Consider the following 17673-nt stretch of genomic DNA (forward strand, 5'->3'; position numbering starts at 1 on the left):
AAAATGACGACTCGTGTACAAAACAAAAATGGCCTGATCCATTAAGGGCACAGGCCATATCGTTTTTAGAGGATACACCTTGCCCTTTAATGGCAAGGTCTTGCTTGCAACCCTAAGGTTGCCCGGGCACCGGGAACGTGTGCAAAAAACACAGATTGCCGTGATGACGATGCGCCGGAAAGTAAGCTACTCCCCCTGATAGTTCGCAAGTATAACGATCTTGTATGAAACAACAAAGCTTTTCGCCGGACATGACGATTTTTCGGTGCAAGTTCCGGATCGACGTTGCAAGCTGGCCTCACGCCCCGATAGGCCCTGAATAAAGCGCCATTGAGTTAATGAGAACTATTTGCAATAATTTGCTTTTTGTCATTCAAGCTCCTTGCCCCCATGTCCAATTCGGACCTCTCCCGCAAAAGCTGGCTGGCCTATTATGGCGAGTTCATGCAGTCCTGCCTGCGCCGCTTTGGCGGTGCCGCGGACGCGGAAGACGTCGCCCATGATGCGGTAGAGGCCCTGCTTCGAAAAGATCAGAAAACACTGACAGCGGCCCATGCCCGCAATTTTCTGTACAAGTCCGCGCGCCATCGGGCCATTGATCTGTGGCGTCACAACAGCCGCTTCCAGCACCTGGCCTGGGACGAGCTGCATGAAGACGCTCACCCCATCACCGACGGTGCCGATGCCCACGCCAGTGCGGAGCAAGTGCGCCACGCCCTGGTTGCGGCCCTGGAAGCGTTGCCTTTGAATCACCGACGGGTTTTTGTCTTGAATCGCATCGAAGGCTGGACCCAGCCTGAAATTGCCCGTCATCTGAAACTGTCCATTGCCAGCGTGGAGCGTTATATTGCGCTGGCCAGCCAGTTTATCCGCGAGCGCCTGCGCGATGAGTTCTGAATCCCCTTTCTACCCCAGTGATGCCACCTCCCCCGCCGAAGCCGCCGCCCAATGGTCGGCCCGCCTGCATTCGGGCCGCTTCAGCCCGGCTGACGAGCAAGCGCTGGAGGAGTGGTTGCAGGCTGACCCGGAAAACGAGCGCGAATTTATGGCGGTGGAGCAGTTAAGCTCCCTGGCCAGCACGCTGGACAAGGATTTGGTCAAGTTGCTGTATGGCGGCAAAGTGCCCCAGCGGCCCGATCTGCGCCGCCGCAAACTGATCCGTAATACCGGCGCCCTGGTCGCTGTCGCGGGCTCTGCCGGTTTGGCAGGCCTACTACTCGGCCCCCAGGCTGTGTACGCCGCTAGCCTGCAAACACGTGTGGGCGAGCGCCGCTGGGTTCCTCTGCCGGACGGCTCCAGCCTGGAGCTGAATACCGCCACCCAAGCCGAGCTGCGATTTTATGAAGACAGCCGTCATCTGGACCTGATTCAGGGCGAAGTGATGTGCGCGATAGCATCCAGCCCGCAGCGCCCTTTCATCGTCAAAGCAGGCAATACGGTGGTACGCGTTACCGGCACCAGCTTTACGGTTCGCCGCGATGCCGAGCAAGTCAAAGTGCTGGTCGAAAGCGGTAGTGTGGAAGTGTCCAGCGGCCGCTGGTGGAACCGCCAGACCCGGTATCTGGCCGCTGGCTCTGGCGCCACCGTTTCCGTTCAGGATGGGCTCAGTATTCAACCCGAGGTCGATGTGGCCGCTGCCACCGCCTGGCGGCAAGGACGCCTGATTGTGCGGGACCTGTCCTTGTTCGAAGTCGTTGCTGAAATCAACCGCTATCGCGAGCATCCCATCCGCATTGCTGACGGCAGAATCGGCCAGCAGCGTGTCACCGCGTCCTTCCTGCTGGATGAACAAAGCGCGGTGCTTCAAGCCCTGCAACAGATCCTGCCACTGCAGGCCAAGACACAAGACGATGGCAGTGTCCTGCTGAGCAGCGTCTCGTAATTACAATTAGTTTCAAATAAATCGATTCAGGCTGAGGGGTTTAGTAAGACTGACTCGTATTTAGATTCAGCGTTCCTCAACATCGCGTTTGACGAACATCTCTGAATCCGGGCGTCGCCCTGCTCGCCCCTACCCTGAATCTGCACCGTGAACCGAACCGCTTTCCTACCCCGCCTGCGCCCCGTCCTGCTCGCTTTGATGCTGGCCAGTGCCAGCACCCCTGCCCTGGCCCAAGACAATCCTGTCCCTATCCACATTCCCGCCCAGCCCTTGTCCGAAGCGCTGCTGAAACTGGCCGAACAGACCCAGCTGCAGGTGTTTTTCTCTCCCTCGCTAGTGCAAGGTCTGAGCACGACACCGATTCAGGGCCGCATGCGCCCGGAAGACGCGCTGCGCAGCCTGCTGCAAGGCTCTGGCCTGGAATACCGGCGCGAGAACAACACGATCACCCTGTCGCGCCCCAATACGGACGCCACCATGCTGGACCCGGTGCGCGTCGTGGGCCGTCGCCTGCCCGTGACGGAAGGCAGCCAGACCTATGCCAGCCACGGCGCGACCACCACGGCCACCAGGCTGAACATGACGCTACGCGAAACACCACAAACTATCAGTGTCATGACGCGCCAGCGCATTGAGGACCAGTCACTGGACAACATCGGCAGCGTGCTGCAACAAGCGCCCGGTATTTCCATCCAGCACATAGGCAGCGACCGCTACACCATCTACTCGCGTGGCTATGCTATCGACAACTATCAGCTGGACGGCCTGTCCACGCTGTCCGATATCGTCAGCCAGAACATCCCACAGGGGCTGGCGGATATGGCGATTTATGACCGCGTGGAAGTGCTGCGTGGTGCCTCTGGTTTGCTGGCTGGTGCAGGCGACCCAGCTGGCGTCGTCAATATGGTCCGTAAACGTCCGACAGCCGATTTTCAGGGCCATGCCGAAGTGAGCTACGGCTCATGGGATCAGATGCGGGCTCAAGTGGACCTTGGCGGCCCGATTAACGAGAACGGCAGCCTGCGCGGCCGTCTGGTTGGAGCCCATCAGGAAGGCAACAGCTATATGGACTACTTCACAACAAAAAAAGATGTGGTCTACGGCATACTTGAGGCCGACATTACGGACACCACGCTTGTCACCTTGGGGATGGATTATCAAAAAAATGATCCGCGCGGCTCCTCTGGCTCCGGCTTTCCTTTGTTCTACGACACCGGCGAACAGACCGATTTTGATATTTCCACCAATGCAGGGGCTCGTTGGAACACCAATACACTGGAGTCTCACAACACCTTTGTGAAACTGGACCAGCAACTGGGGGCAGACTGGTCACTGGCCATGTCCCTGAATTACCTGAAGGCCCGTCGAAGCGGAAAAAGCGCGGATGCTTCCTGGGGCTATCCCAACCGTGAAACGGGCGACGGCGTGCAGCTTTACGGAGGTGTTTCAGATGCCACACAGTATCAAACCAGTTTTGATATTCACGCAAAAGGCCCTTTTCAACTATTTGGACAGGACCACGAACTGATCGTCGGCTTTAATTCGTCACGCTACAAGAATCGCCATGACACCATGGACGACGATATCGAAGGCACCTCCATCAATCTCCACGACTGGAACAACAACCCGGCCTTACCCAATACAACTGGAGAAAAGCTGTTTGACTATGATCTGACCGTCAAACAGTACGGTGGGTATTCGGCGCTACGCCTTAAACCCAGCGACAAGCTGGCTGTCATTTTGGGGGGCCGCCTCAGCAATTACCGCTACAGTCTTTCCCAAAGCTATCCTGACCCTGGTATGCAGCGCTTTAACAGCCTGAAAACCATGCACGAAGACAATGTCTTCACCCCATATGCCGGCATTGTGTACGACCTGAATGAAGAGCATTCGATCTACGCCAGCTACACCAGCATCTTCAAGCCACAAAGCTATCGCGACCGTAGCGGCAACTTTCTGGACCCGCGCAAAGGTAATAACGTCGAAATCGGCCTGAAAAGCGAAATGCTGGACGGCCGCGTGAACAGCAGCATTGCGCTGTACGAAATCCACCAGGACAATCTGGCCGTGGCCGACAGTGGCTTTATCGTGCCGGGTACCGAGCGCGAAGCGGCCTACACGGCGGTCAAAGGCGCCAAGACCCAGGGCCTGGATATGGAAGTGACGGGCGAGCTGCTCGATGGCTGGAACATGGCCTTTAGCTACACCTACAGCCAGACCAAAGACGCCCAGGGCGAGCGCATCAAAACCCTGGTGCCACGCCATATGGCCAAGCTATGGACCACCTACCGCCTGCCCGGCAGCTGGAATCGCCTGACGATTGGGGGTGGTGTGAACTGGCAAAGCCAGATCCATTTCACCGCCACACCGTGGGATTTGGGCAAGACTGTCACCGGAGAACAAAGCAGCTACGCCGTCGTCAACCTGATGGGCCGCTACGACTTCAGCAAGCAATTGACGGCCACCTTGAACGTCAACAATCTATTCAACCGCGAGTACCTGAGTGCGCTGGATCAGACCTTCTACACCGGCTATTACGGTGCGCCGCGTAATGCCATGCTGAACCTGCGTTATTCCTTCTAATCACGTGAAAGCGGCTACCAGGCAAACAGCCCCCGTAACCTGGAAAATAATCCAGGCCTCGGGGGCCACTGCGGGTTTGCTGATCACTTCAGCCTTGTGCCAGCGTTGCTGAACCCTGAAGGCTTACACGCACTTCAGGGCACTCAAATCCCCCGTATACGGAAAGCGCAATTCCTCGTAGCCAAAGGGCTGAAAATGCACCGTCAAACCATCTGCGTTGGGCAAGATAAGCGCGTAACTGGCAGGCTCGAAAGTCGATGTTGCGGCCCCCTCGCGCTCCAGATCCAGTTCGTGCTGATGGTTGGTGCCATTGACCGTCACAAAATGCAGGCCGTTCCACACACCGCTGGCGCAGCGATGCACGTGACCGGAGAACAAATGCACGGGCGCGGGATGAGCCTTGAGCAAAGGCAATAAATCCGACGCATTACTCATACGCAGCCAATCCATGGACGGATACTGCAAGGCAGGTAAAGGATGGTGCGAAAACAGCATTACCGGCCCGCTATGCGCGGCCAGCTCCTGCTGCAACCATTGCAGACGCCGCGTACACAAAAAGCCGTTGGTATAGCCGTCCTCCAAGGTATCCAGGTAGATCAGGCGCCAATCGCCCAGGGTCTCGGCATGCTGTACAAAGCCGGGTAAATCGGTCGTGGCCTGCGGAAATACACTGTGAAAAGCGCTGCGGCTATCGTGGTTGCCCATCATCAAACGTACAGGCGGAATCAAATCCTGCAAGCCTTCACACAGCCGCTCGTATGCGCGTGGATGACCGGCGTGGGTCAGGTCGCCCGTCAACACGCACAAGTCTGCATCGGCATGATGACGATTGACGTGCTGCACACAACTACGCAAACGATCCAGAGGGTCCGAGCCAAACAACAGGCCATCGGGCGGGGTAATGTGCAGGTCCGAAAACTGGATGATCTTCATCAGAATTCCTTAACGAATGCCGGCGCGTAAAAAGGCCTGCATGAACTGCTTTTGAAACAGCAAAAAGCCCAACAAAAGCGGCAAGATAGTCATTAATGTGGCGGCACTGATCAGGGAGATACTGACCCCGCTTTCCGGTGCGCCAAACAGGGATAAACCTACGGTCAAAGGACGGGTATGGTCAGAGCTGCTGATCACCAAGGGCCATAGAAAATTGTTCCAGTGCGTAGACACCGACACCAGGGCATAAGCCAGGTACACAGGCTTGACCAACGGCACGTACACTCGCCAGAGCACACCCAGGCGGCTGCATCCTTCCAGTCGCGCCGCATCCTCCAGTTCACGCGGCACTTGCTTGAAAGCCTGGCGCAACAAGAACACGCCAAAGGCACTGGCCATATAGGGCACACCCATGCCCCAGACCGTGTCCGTCCAGCCCAGCAAGGCCACCATGCGGTAGTTCTCCACAATCAGCACTTCGGGCAGGATGAACAACTGCAAAAGCAGCAGCATGAACAGAAACTGGCTGCCAAAGAAACGAAAGCGGGCAAAGGCATAAGCGGCCAGGGTACACAGCACAAACTGCCCGAGCAGAATGGTCAGCACCAGCACGGTGGTGTTGAAGATGTAGCGCAACCAGGGCGCACGATCCCAGGCGGCTGCAAAATTACTAAAGGTCCAGCCTGCGCTCCAGTCAAAACTCAAGGCGGCGGACGGGTCGCGAAATGCAGCCCAGCAGGCGTATAGCAAAGGGGCAATCCACAGCAGGGCCAGCGCATGTGCCCCCACCGTATCCAGGGATGGCAAACGCAAGCTGCGGCCCGGAGCAGTCGAAACAATGTCCATGTTCATCACTGGTAGTGCACGCGTCGTTCAGCGTAGCGAAATTGAAAGATGGCGACAGCACCCAGCCCCAACAGGAGCACAACCGTCAGCACGGCAGCACTAGGCGTATCCATATAGGCAAAGGCGGTTTCCCAGATCCAGTACAGCATCAGCTTGGAGGCATTATTGGGGCCGCCCTTGGTCAAGATAAACAGGTGATCAACCAGCTTGACCGAGTTGATCAGGGCGTTGATCAAAATGAACAGGGTCGTGGGTGCCAGCAAGGGCAAGAGCACACGGCGGCCATACTGCCAACGGGTCGCGCCTTCCAGACGAGCGGCATCGCGCAGCTCGGGCGGGATGGTTTGCAAGGCAGCCAGATAAAAGATCATGAAAAAACCGGCCTCTTTCCAGATCGTCACCACCATGACCGCGCCCAGGGCGGTTTGCGGCTGGCCCAGCCAGTTGGTGGCCCCGGCGCCAAACAGCTTGGCAATCTGATCCAGTAAACCCAGATCCGGTGTGTAGAAAAACAGCCATAGATTGGCGGCGGCAATCATGGGCAGCATGGTGGGCGTGAAGTAGGCACAACGCACCCAGGCCCGCATGCTCATGGCCCGGTTGGCCCACAAGGCCATCAGCAAGGCCAGAGCCATGGACACCGGAATCACAATGGCGGCATACCAAAGATTGTTCTTCAGAACCAGCCAGAACGTCGGGTCAGCCAGCATGGCATCGTAGTTGTCCATGCCCACAAACTGGGCCGGGCGACGAGCCGTGCCTTTGCTCAACAGGCTGGACCAGAACGTGTGCAGCGCCGGGATAAAGGCAAACACGCTTAGCAGCACAAACAGCGGCGTCAACAAGAGGTAAGCAAATACCCACTCTTTACGCAGCACACGCAATGGTTCAGCCATTCCTGCACCTGCTTAGTTGAAAGGACGCAGCAGACGGTCTGCGGCAGCCTGGGCTTCGTCCAGAGCGGCCTTGGGCGTCTTGGCATTGGTCAGCACGGCTTGCACGGCGTTGGACAGCAGCTCGCGTACACGTGCTGTCTCGTAAGTGGCAAACTCGGGCGAGGCCACGGCCAGCTGATCGCGGGCGACCACAGCTTGCGGGAACGTTTTGGCGTACTCGACCAGAGCAGGCGTTTCATAGGCAGCAGGGCTGACACCGACATAACCCGTAGCCATGGACCAGTTGGCCGCACGTTCGGGAGCCGTCATCCAGCGCACGAAATCCAGGGCCGCTTTCTTCTGTTCCTCGTTCGCGCCCTTGAACAGGTAGAAGTTGCCACCGCCGGTAGGCGACGCGGCTTTTTCCTTGGCGGGCAGCATGGCAACACCAAAGTCGAACTTGGCTTCATTCTTGACGGCCGTCAGGTTGCCCGTGGTGTGCCACATCATGGCGGTCTTGCCTTGGACAAAAGCCTGGCGCAGCGTGCCCCATTCAATGGTGCCAGTGGGGCTGACTTTGTGCTTGTAGGCCAGGTCGTGGAAGAACTGTAGCGCCTCCACCGACTTGGGGTCATTGAAGTAGACCTGTGTGCCTTCTTCATTCATCAACTGACGGCCATTTTGCAAGGCCATGGCCTGGAACATCCAGTAGGGGTAGCCCGTCGACGGAATCATCAAGCCGTGATGCTGGTCATTAGTCAGTTTCTGGGCGGTTTGCACCAGCTCGTCCCAGGTCTTGGGAGCTTGATCCGGATTCAGGCCCGCTTCACGGAACATGTCCTTGTTGTAGAACATGACAATGGTGGAGCGCTGGAACGGAATGCCCCAGACCTTGCCTTCCAAGGTGCCGTTAGCCATCAAGGCAGGATAAAAGCTTTTCAGCCAATCCTGGCTGGGGGTGTCCTGAGCCACATCGCTAAAGGCTTCGACCAGACCTTGTTCCACCAGATCATGCGTATCCAGTGCGCCCAGTACAGAAAGCTGCACCGGCTCGCCCGCACGCAGGGCCGACAAGGCACGTACTCGGGTTTCATCGTAGTTACCGGAGTAGACGGCTTTAACGGTGACCTCCGGGTTTTGGGCCTGGTAGTCCTTGATCATTCCATCGACCACATCGGTCAGCGGACCTCCTACGGCAATGGGGTAATACATGGTCAATTCCACCGCGCTATGGGCATTGGCGCCCAGGCCCATCAACAGGGCGCTGGAGGTGGCAAGCAAACAATTCTTCAACATGGGTAGACTCGCAGTACGTTTAGGGAAGAACAGCAGGAGGAACAGCGAAAGGAGCAGCAGTCAGAGCATCCGCAGACGGCAGGCGAGCCCCGCTGTCCTGGTTAAAGTAAAAAGCGTGAACAGGGTCCCAGCTCAAGCCACAGCGAGCACCCGCCTCGACGCTGCGGCTGTGCGGCGCGCGCACGATCAGGGTGTGGCCATCGTCAAGCTGCACATACACATAGGCATCGGCCCCCTGAAACTCCTGGTGCACCACGGTGGCAGCCACATACTGCTCGCTCGCTTCGTGCAAGTTCAGGTTCTCCGGGCGCACGCCCACCAGCACACGATGCGGCTGGTCGTACTGACGGCGCGAGGGCCACAACTCCAAGGGCACTTGGTCACTGTGAATCATCATCATGGGTGGGCTGCCGATAAAGCCGGCGGTAAAGACGCTATTGGGCTGCCCGTACAGGTCCTGAGCACTGCCCTGCTGCTCAATATGTCCGGCATTGAGCAGCACCACGTGATCGGCCATGCCCATAGCTTCGGTCTGGTCGTGCGTGACATATACAACAGTCAAGCCCAAACGCTGCTGCAAGGCACGGATTTCATGGCGCACGGTGTGGCGCAGCTTGGCATCCAGGTTCGACAGCGGCTCGTCCATCAGGCAGATACGATGGCCCGACACAATGCTGCGCGCCAGGGCTACACGCTGCCGCTGCCCGCCCGACAACTGGCCGGGCTTGCGCTCTTCCAGGCCTTCCAGATTGGTCAGCGCCAGGGCTTCACGCAGACGCTCTTTTTGCTGCTGACGATCGGCACGGCGTACTTGCAGGCCGAACAAGATGTTGTCGGCCACATTCAGATGCGGGAACAGGGCGTAGGATTGGAACACCATGCTCAAGCCACGCTTGGCGGGCTCCAGATAGGTGGCGTCCTGCCCATTGATCAAAAGCCGACCCTGATCGGGGGTTTCCAGCCCGGCAATAATGCGCAGCAAGGTGGACTTACCGCAGCCCGAAGGCCCCAGCAAGGCGGTAAATTTACCTTCCTGAATGGACAGATCCATTTGTTTGAGCACGGCCTGTTCGCCCCAGGCTTTGCCTATGCCTTGCAACTCGATAGCTGCGCGACTCATGCCTGCACCTCGTCAGCAATCACGATCTGAACACGCGCAGGAATTTGCTCGCGGTAAGGCTCGGGAATAGGCTGGTCGCTGACCAGAATATCCACATCATCCAAAGAGCCACTGCGCACAGGGGCACGACGGCCAAATTTGGTGTGATCCAGCACCAGAATCCGCACACGGCAATTGCCGCGCAGGGCTTTGTGGCAATCGGACTCGGCCATATCAAAATCCAACAAGGCACCGTCCGAGTCAAAGCCCCCTACCCCGGACACGCCAAAGTCCGCCTTGAAGCTGTTGAACAGGCGTTCGGCGCCGGGGCCCAGAATTTCGGGGTTGGGCTGACGCAGTTCACCACCCGTCAGTACCACGCGGTGGCTCATATTGTGGGACAGGGCCAGAGCGGCACTGATGTTGTTGGTGACCACGGTCAGATCGCGATGGTCGGCCAGCGCCAGGGCCACTTGCTCGGGGGTGGTGCCAAAACCCAGCAGCAGGCTGGCACCGGGGGGAATCAAAGTGGCAACGGCTCGCCCGATACGGGCCTTGGCTTGCAAATGGGTAATGCGGCGCGTTTGGAAAGGCACATTACGCTCGACCACATTCAGCTCGGCACCACCATGGCGGCGGCGCACCAGATCGGCTTCATACAAGTGGTTCAGGTCGCGCCGGATAGTCTGCGGCGTCACCCCGAAATGCGCGGCCAAGCCATCCACTGACACCGCCCCTTGGGCGGCCAGCAGATCCACAATAATGCTTTGCCTGACAGATAGGTTCATAACACGGCGTATGGGTTTCGTTTGAATACCCGGCAGTGTAGGAACGCGAAGTTACGTGTCGGTGACGCTCAGATGAAAGTTTTATGACGCCCAAATGTTCATATGAACATACTCTGCCTACCATCAGCCATCAAACGCATGCGCCACTCGAGCAGGCCGACTCCATCGTCCATCCTGCACATAAGGTAGCTCTGCATTACGCATAGGGTAATATCAACGCCGAACAACTAAAAAAACCAGGCGTCTACAGGCGCACTTATTCAGGAGACATGACATGAAACTTCATCGCTTTCTGCGTCCCTTGCTGGCCGCTACCTTGCTGGGGGCTACAGTCACTGCGCAAGCCCAGCTCAGCATGATGCTGCCTGCCAACCCAGGCGGAGGCTGGGACTCCACAGGCCGCCAATCCATGCAGGCCATGAATGAGGCGGGCATCTACACCGGCACGGTCAGCTTTAGCAATAAAGGCGGTGCCGGCGGCACCATCGGTCTGGCCGACTTCCAGCGCTCGCAAAAGGGCAAACCCGATGCACTGGCTGTATTCGGTGCGATCACAGTCGGCTCGATTGCCATGAACAAATCCCCCATCGATTTAAGCAAGTTTCGACCTGTTGCGCGTTTGACAGCGGAATACGTTGTGCTGGCGGTCAAAGCCGACTCCCCCTACAAAAACCTGGACGATTTTGTACAAGCGATGAAAGCCAACCCTGGGGCCATGCCCGTGGGCGGTGGCTCTGCCGGTGGAACGGATCACATTGCTCTGGCCTTGCTGGCACAGCAAGGCCAGGTGCCCGTCAAAGCCCTGAACTACATCCCGCAAGCCGGCGGGGCCGATACAGTGACAGGGATCGTCAACGGGACCCTGAAGGCCGGAATCTCGGGGGCGTCCGAGTTTCAGCAATTTGCCGACAGCGGCCGCATCCGTATTCTGGCCATCTCCTCGGACAAACGGATGAAAGGCCTGGAGCAAGTGCCTACCTTCACAGAAGCTGGCTACAAGGTGGAGATTGCCAACTGGCGGGGCATTCTGGGCTCGGTGGACATGCCTGAAGAAAACTATCAGCTGTGGATTGACCACTTCACCAAACTCAGCGAAGCACCACAATGGAAAGCAACGCAGGAACGCTTGGGCTGGGAACCGTACTTTCTGGCCGGCGACAAATTCGGTGACTTCATCAAGGCAGAAACCGAGCGCACCACGACCATCCTGCAAGACGCAGGCTTGATCCAGTAAAGCAAGTCGGGGAACACACATGAGTGTAACTTCGCGTCAGCCCTGGTGGCTGGGGCTGGCGGTCATCCTGGCGGGTGCCGTCTGTCTCTACGCCTCCATGTCCCTGACTCTCGGCGCACAATATGCCGCGATCGGCCCAGGCCTGTTCGTTGCGCTGGTCGGCGTGGGACTGGTTGTTCTGGGCATTTTGTTCCTGCTGCAAATGCATCGTGGCACCGCCTTCGACAAGGAAGAGCTGGCCCAGGATCCAGGCATGGACAAGGGGCCCTTCCTGACCGTCCTGCTGGCTGCCGTGCTGCCCAGCCTGATGATGGAGCCGTTGGGCCTGCCACTCACGGCCTCAGTGTGTTTCATGCTGGTGGCACGTGCCCTGGGTTCACGTCGCGTGCTGCTGGATCTGCTCTCCGGCTTGGTACTGGGCAGCGCCTGCTGGTTTCTGTTTGGCCGCCTGGGTTTGCAACTGGGCGGCTTTCTTCCTGTGGCGGGGCTGTAATGAATACGCTTTCTTTGCTCTTGCACGGCTTTGAGGTGGCTCTGCAGCCCATGAACCTGATGTGGGCCTTGATCGGTTCGGTGCTGGGTACGGCCATCGGCATTCTGCCCGGCATTGGCCCGGCACTGACCATTGCCCTGCTGCTGCCAGTCACGGTTTCCGTGGGGCCGGTCTCAGCCTTCATCATGTTCGCCGGTGTGCTGTACGGCGCCATGTACGGAGGTTCGACCACCGCCATTTTGATCAATACCCCCGGTGAAGCGGGCTCCATGATGACCGCGCTGGAAGGCAACAAGATGGCACGCCGTGGGCGAGGCGCGGCCGCCTTGGCCACGGCCGCCATTGGCTCTTTTATTGCTGGCACCATCGCCACGCTGGCGTTGACCTTCGCCGCCCCGGCCGTGGCCGAACTGGCCTTTATTTTCACACCGGCGGACTACTTTGCCCTGACCATCATGGCATTTACCTCGGTCGCTGTGGTGATGGGAGCTTCCCGTGTCCGTGGTTTTATTTCCTTGTTTCTGGGCCTGGCTTTGGGCGTGATCGGCATCGATGCCATGACCGGGCAGGCTCGCATGACTTTCGGGCTGCCCGACCTGCTCGATGGTGTTGAGCTGACGGTGGTGCTGGTCTCGGTCTTTGCGGTGGGAGAAATTCTGTACGTGGCCAGCCGCTTTCGTCACAACGACGAGCAGATCATCCCCATCAGTGGCAAAGCTTTCATGACACGCAATGAATGGGCACGCTCATGGAAGCCCTGGTTGCGTGGCACGGTCATTGGTTTCCCGATGGGAGCGATTCCTGGCGGAGGCTCTGAGCTGCCCACCATGCTGTCCTATTCCCTGGAAAAAAACCTGTCCAAAAACAAGGACGAGTTTGGACACGGTGCAATCGAAGGCGTTGCCGGTCCCGAAGCGGCCAATAATGCCGCCGCAGCCGGAATTCTGGTGCCCTTGCTAACGCTGGGCTTGCCCACATCCGCCACCGCCGCCATTTTGCTGGTTGCCTTTCAAAACTACGGTCTGCAGCCCGGCCCTTTTCTGTTTTCCAGCAACCCCGAACTGGTCTGGGGCCTGATTGCCTCGCTGTATGTCGGCAATGCCATGCTGCTAGTGCTGAACCTGCCGCTAGTCGGCCTGTGGGTGCGTCTGCTTTATATTCCCAAACCGCAGCTTTACGCCGGAATTCTGGTCTTTGCCATGATCGGCATCTGGGGCGTGTCCGGCTCCACCTTTGAACTGGCCATGATGGCCGGCCTGGGCGTGGTCAGCTACATCATGCGAGTCTACGGCTTTCCCATTGCCCCTTTGCTGATCGGTCTGATTCTGGTGCCCTTGGCAGAAAATCAGTTGCGAACGGCCCTGGCGGCCGGACAGGGAAATTTTCTGGTACTGCTGGAAAGTCCAGTTGCAGTGGGTTTTTATATTGCTGCCATTCTGTTTTTGAGCGTGCCATACATGCTCAAGCGCCTGCAAAAATAAGCCAAAAAAAAGCAAGCCCCGTATCCTGCGCGGCTTGCTTTCCCCCGACCAAGCCTCAAGCCAAGCGTTTATTTTGTCCCTTGCTGCGCCGCCAGATCGCGCACGGCCTGCAAGGTTTTGCTGACATGCTCATCGGGATCCATAGCCGTGTATTCGTACACAATCTTGCCTTCGGGCGAGATCACATAAGACATGCGGGCAGCCCGTTCGGTGTGCGTCCCCAGGCCCGCATCATAAGCCTTGATGACCTGGCCTGTGGTGTCCGCCCCCACCGCGAACTTGCTGCCGCAAGGTCCGGTGGAAAAATCCTTCAGGGTATCGATATTGTCTGAAGACAAACCAATTACAGTGGCGCCAAAGTGGCTGTATTCGTCAATGGCTTGCGCAAAAGTATGCGCTTCGACAGTACAACCCTGAGTAAACGCTGCCGGGTAAAAATACAGGACGACCGGCCCCTTCTTTAAGGCCTCATCCAAATTGAATTCAAAGGTTTTACCGGCCAGAGCGGCCTGCACGGTAAAGTCCGGCGCGGGTGTGCCCACGTCCAAAGCGGCCTGTGCGCCACCTGCCCCCGCCAGCAGGGACAAACCCAAAGAGAAAGCTGCTATTGCCTGCTTCATGCCATTACCTCCGTATGTGTGCGCTGCACCAGCAAGCAGCGTAATCCGCACAGGCATGAAAGCACAAGGCCTGGTTTTCCGGCCCGATCAGGGATGAACGATGCCGCTCCACAGCAGGACAAACACATTGTGGGGTGCGTCATGGCGGGCCAGACGGCCAGCTCGAATCAGCCTGGCGGCCTTGCCCAGCAAGGCAAACAAGGACTCGCATAACCAACTGGCCGCCAGATCGCGCCGCAAGTCCCCGCTTTCCTGCCACTGTTGGAACTGCTCAATCAACGCCTGTCGTACCGCTTCAGTGCGAGCCGTGGAATACTCCTCTACCTGCAACTGGCGCTCAACGTACATGTACAGATCCACAATAGGCAGCAGTTCCTGGATTAGTCGTTGAATGACTTCTTGTGGACTTCCCTCGCACAAGCGGGCGCGCTCAATAGCCTGCTCCGCACTATTTACCCCTTCCTGGAAGATCTCCATCATCATGGCTTCACGAGACGGGAAGTAGCGGCACAGGGTTGCGCGACTCAAGCCCACCAGACCGGCCAATTGCCCCATGGACGCCCGCGGCTGGTCGGCCAAAGCGCTTACAAGGCGCAATAGCAATTCCTCGCGAGGCCGAGGCTTTGCTGCAGTCATAATTCTTCCCCTAGGTAATACAGGACTGGATCGGGCACGGGCTATTGCCAGATCGCTGCGAATCGGTCTTCTTGTTTGGCACCACTGGAGAGCAGGAAAACGAACAGGCACGCTACCTGGGTGGAGCGTGCGCTAGTGTAACGTCATTCATTGAGAAACCGTATTTCACCCATGGAATAATGACTATGCGGGTGATTTTTTAAACGCTCAGACCGGCACGCGGAGCCGGCCAGAAAGCATCTGTCAGCAAGGTATCCGGATCCAGATCCAAAGGGCCGGGCCGGGTCTCCGGCACGCAGCGGCGCAAGGCTTGCTGCATCCGGTGCAAGGCCAGTTCGCCCGTGGCCCCGGCAGTGACCCGATCCCACCAGAAGCGATGCACATGGCGTACCTGCACGGGTACGCTAGGCAGGCCCAGCCTCTGGGCCATGGCCAATCGGTGCAGACCACGATTAATTTTCAGAATACGGCCATCACGGGAGATCACCACTCCCAAGGCATCTTTGCCGCGCCTGGGATCAAAGCCATCACGAGCCATCTCATCCAGAAAACCCAGGTAAATACGCAGGTACTCAATAATCTTCTCCGGCGTATCCAGAAATACACCTTGCTGATACGACTCCCAAGGATTGCCCTGTTCAATACGCTTCATCAGCTTTTTGAAACGCGCCGTTTGTTCCAGCTGATGCCGGTTTTCATCCAGATCGCTGATCAGGGAGTAACGCGTTCCGACGCGCAAATCTTCACGTCGCTGGTCCCAGCTTCCCTCCCAGATAAAGGCCAGGGAGGACGGCCGTTTTTCCTCTTTGCGAGGCGCCTGAATGGCCATGCGGATCAGCTCGCGCGGGTTCACATGCAGGGTTAAGGCCTGCTCCCCCAAGGTTTCATGGACGATGTGACGCGGCAGGCCAAACGCCTCGATCCGACGGCTGCCAGCTTTGCTGTGCATCCAGCGCTGCAGCATGATGCGGCCCAAGGGGAAACCCAAGTACTGCTGGGTCTTGTCCCGGCTATGGGCCACCCAATGGGCCAGCAGCACGCGCTGCCGAATCTCGGGCGCCGCCAAGCTGCTAAAAGCGGCATCCGCGCCGGGGCCCAGCAAGGCTTCGCGATTCGATTGACGCAACTCACGCGGATGAGTCATGCGCTTTCCATGACGGTTCACAGTTTTCCTCCCAAGCACTCGCAGCCCTGGCCGCCCCCAACAAAGCACAGCGGCCCAGAACGACTGACAGTGGCCTTATTGAGCAATCACAATACCAAATGATACATAATAGTCTCAAATAATACATATTTTTATCGAGCCGATTCTCCACAAACCGCAAGGCTGACAAAGATCAAACCGGCCCCACACCGCATCCTTACCTGTTCAGACACACACGCCTCAACATCACTACGCTCCCGCTGTTATCCGACAGGACGAGCTTCCTGAAACGCACGCTGCAAAAAAAAAGCCCCTGCCAAGGCAGGGGCTTGTTCAAACAGAGCCAGAAAGTCAGATCACTCAGGCAGCCTTACGAGCGCCTCGTACAAAGTAAATCACGACCAATGCAAGCAGGAACGGCACACCAAACAGCAAGGTGTAGTGAAAGATATTGATGAACCAGGTGGTCACCAAAATCGCGACAATGCCAATCAAGCCCAGCAAGGTGCCGATGGGATAGGCCGGCATACGGAAACGTAGCTGCACACCGTCCTGTGCCACGCGGCGGCGGAAGAACAAATGAGTCAGGAAGATCATGCCCCATGTGAACAAGGCGCCAAACATGGACAGGGCGATCATCACCGGAAAGGCGGTTTCCGGATTGTTGGCATACACCACTGCGGCCACGGCCACACCGCTGGCCGATAAAGCCAGGGCATTCAAGGGCACACCATTGCGCGCCACCTTGCCCAGCGCAGCGGGCGCATCACCGGCACGCGACAGGCTGAACATCATGCGGGTCGAGATATAGAGCATGCTGTTCATGGCCGACAAGGCCGCAATAATCACAATGAAGTTCAGGATACTGTCTGCATAGGGAATGCCGACGGACTGCATCACCGTAATGAAAGGACTGGTTGTGCCTTCCGCTACCAGCACCTGCCAAGGCACCAGCATCACGATAAGCGACAAGGACAGCAGGTAGAAAATGATCAAGCGCCAGATGGTGGCCTTGAAGGCCTGGCGCACGGCTTGATCGGGGTTTTCTGCCTCGCCCGCCGCCACGGCAATCATCTCTATACTCAGATAGCTGAAGATGGAAATGATCACCCCTACCCACACCCCATACCAGCCATTGGGCATGAAGCCACCCTGGCCAAACAGGTTTTCCTGTACCTGTGCGGGCTTGTAATAGCCCGTCAACATGCCAATGGCCAGCACGATGAACGCAATAATGGCAAACACCTTGATCAGGGCAAACCAATACTCCACCGAGCCAAAAGCCTTGACGCTGTAGGCATTGACGGCAATCAGCACGGCCGAGAAAAAGGCGATCCAGATCCAGGGTGAGACGTCCGGGAACCAGAACTTCATATAGTCCGCCACCGCCGTCACCTCGGTGCCCACGGCCAGAACAATGCAGGCCCAATAGCTGTAGCGCACCAGGAACCCGGCCAGCGGATGAATATAGAACTCCGCATAGGCTCCAAAAGAACCCGGTGTGGGGTGTTCCACCGTCATCTCGGCCAGGCAGCCCATCAGGACCAGAGCAATGAAGCCGCCAATCACATAACTCAGTACAACGCCGGGACCAGCAAAGCCAATGGCAAATTTGCTGCCCAGGAACAAGCCGGTACCGATGGCGCCCCCGATCGCAATCATGCTCATTTGGCGGGCACTCAGTTTTTTATGCAGCCCGGCTTCGCGCGATTGAATTTGCTCAAATCGGCTCATGTCTCCTCCTTTATGCTTATTTTTTATAT

Annotated in this window: 16 protein-coding genes; 6 read left to right on the top strand and 10 right to left on the bottom strand. The window is 57.6% G+C overall.

From position 1 onward, the window contains the following. Positions 1 to 390 precede the first annotated feature (390 nt). The 3 genes from MID00_RS05440 (at position 391) to MID00_RS05450 (ending at position 4465) form a co-directional block, all read left to right on the top strand. On the top strand, positions 391 to 897 hold the full coding sequence (locus MID00_RS05440; RefSeq protein WP_254499861.1) for an RNA polymerase sigma factor: 507 nt from the start codon (positions 391 to 393) through the stop codon (positions 895 to 897). Then, positions 887 to 1882: a FecR family protein gene (locus tag MID00_RS05445; protein WP_254499863.1), complete on the top strand. Its 996-nt coding sequence runs from the start codon at positions 887 to 889 to the stop codon at positions 1880 to 1882. Before MID00_RS05440 ends, MID00_RS05445 begins: the two co-directional genes overlap by 11 nt. A gap of 147 nt (positions 1883 to 2029) precedes the next feature. After that, entirely contained in the window at positions 2030 to 4465 is a 2436-nt protein-coding gene (locus tag MID00_RS05450) for a TonB-dependent siderophore receptor (protein ID WP_254499864.1), read from the top strand. A 123-nt stretch (positions 4466 to 4588) separates the two neighbouring features. Here MID00_RS05450 and MID00_RS05455 read toward each other — a convergent pair whose 3' ends face one another. From MID00_RS05455 to MID00_RS05480, 6 genes are read right to left on the bottom strand one after another with little or no spacing between them, the layout of a single operon-like run. Beyond that, positions 4589 to 5398: a phosphodiesterase gene (locus MID00_RS05455; RefSeq protein ID WP_009463186.1), complete on the bottom strand. Its 810-nt coding sequence runs from the start codon at positions 5396 to 5398 to the stop codon at positions 4589 to 4591. A gap of 9 nt (positions 5399 to 5407) precedes the next feature. Continuing rightward, the gene (locus tag MID00_RS05460) at positions 5408 to 6250 is read right to left on the bottom strand and encodes a carbohydrate ABC transporter permease (protein ID WP_254499865.1); all 843 of its coding nucleotides are present in this window, start codon (positions 6248 to 6250) and stop codon (positions 5408 to 5410) included. Next, positions 6250 to 7140 (bottom strand): carbohydrate ABC transporter permease, encoded by an 891-nt coding sequence (locus MID00_RS05465; protein WP_009463182.1) that lies wholly within the window; start codon positions 7138 to 7140, stop codon positions 6250 to 6252. Before MID00_RS05465 ends, MID00_RS05460 begins: the two co-directional genes overlap by 1 nt. A 12-nt stretch (positions 7141 to 7152) precedes the next feature. Continuing rightward, on the bottom strand, positions 7153 to 8415 hold the full coding sequence (locus MID00_RS05470; RefSeq protein WP_254499867.1) for an ABC transporter substrate-binding protein: 1263 nt from the start codon (positions 8413 to 8415) through the stop codon (positions 7153 to 7155). 19 nt (positions 8416 to 8434) lie between these two features. Further along, positions 8435 to 9535 carry an ABC transporter ATP-binding protein gene (locus MID00_RS05475; protein ID WP_254499870.1) on the bottom strand — a complete coding sequence of 367 codons (1101 nt, stop codon included), beginning with the start codon at positions 9533 to 9535 and terminating at the stop codon, positions 8435 to 8437. Further along, complete coding sequence (locus MID00_RS05480) at positions 9532 to 10302, bottom strand: DeoR/GlpR family DNA-binding transcription regulator (RefSeq protein ID WP_009463176.1); 771 nt, start codon at positions 10300 to 10302, stop codon at positions 9532 to 9534. Before MID00_RS05480 ends, MID00_RS05475 begins: the two co-directional genes overlap by 4 nt. Positions 10303 to 10576: 274 nt before the next feature. Here MID00_RS05480 and MID00_RS05485 point away from each other — a divergent pair, with 274 nt between their 5' ends. The 3 genes from MID00_RS05485 to MID00_RS05495 are packed head-to-tail and all read left to right on the top strand — an operon-like array spanning position 10577 to position 13510. Continuing rightward, positions 10577 to 11536, top strand: a complete 960-nt coding sequence (locus MID00_RS05485; RefSeq protein WP_009463174.1) for a tripartite tricarboxylate transporter substrate binding protein — start codon at positions 10577 to 10579, stop codon at positions 11534 to 11536. A 19-nt stretch (positions 11537 to 11555) separates the two neighbouring features. Further along, the gene (locus MID00_RS05490; RefSeq protein WP_254499872.1) at positions 11556 to 12029 is read left to right on the top strand and encodes a tripartite tricarboxylate transporter TctB family protein; all 474 of its coding nucleotides are present in this window, start codon (positions 11556 to 11558) and stop codon (positions 12027 to 12029) included. Beyond that, positions 12029 to 13510: a tripartite tricarboxylate transporter permease gene (locus MID00_RS05495; RefSeq protein WP_250756674.1), complete on the top strand. Its 1482-nt coding sequence runs from the start codon at positions 12029 to 12031 to the stop codon at positions 13508 to 13510. Before MID00_RS05490 ends, MID00_RS05495 begins: the two co-directional genes overlap by 1 nt. 68 nt (positions 13511 to 13578) lie before the next feature. On the opposite strand, the gene MID00_RS05500 is transcribed toward MID00_RS05495, so the two are convergent. From MID00_RS05500 to MID00_RS05515, 4 genes are all read right to left on the bottom strand, one after another. Next, the gene (locus MID00_RS05500) at positions 13579 to 14130 is read right to left on the bottom strand and encodes a peroxiredoxin (protein ID WP_250756673.1); all 552 of its coding nucleotides are present in this window, start codon (positions 14128 to 14130) and stop codon (positions 13579 to 13581) included. A gap of 87 nt (positions 14131 to 14217) precedes the next feature. Beyond that, positions 14218 to 14727 (bottom strand): TetR/AcrR family transcriptional regulator, encoded by a 510-nt coding sequence (locus MID00_RS05505; RefSeq protein ID WP_152978317.1) that lies wholly within the window; start codon positions 14725 to 14727, stop codon positions 14218 to 14220. A 238-nt stretch (positions 14728 to 14965) separates the two neighbouring features. Continuing rightward, entirely contained in the window at positions 14966 to 15910 is a 945-nt protein-coding gene (locus MID00_RS05510) for a hypothetical protein (protein WP_009463164.1), read from the bottom strand. A 360-nt stretch (positions 15911 to 16270) separates the two neighbouring features. After that, positions 16271 to 17644 (bottom strand): amino acid permease, encoded by a 1374-nt coding sequence (locus MID00_RS05515; protein WP_254499875.1) that lies wholly within the window; start codon positions 17642 to 17644, stop codon positions 16271 to 16273. Positions 17645 to 17673: the final 29 nt, after the last annotated feature.

The organism is Alcaligenes sp. NLF5-7 (assembly GCF_024266725.1).
Taxonomy (GTDB): Bacteria; Pseudomonadota; Gammaproteobacteria; order Burkholderiales; family Burkholderiaceae_B; genus Alcaligenes; species Alcaligenes phenolicus.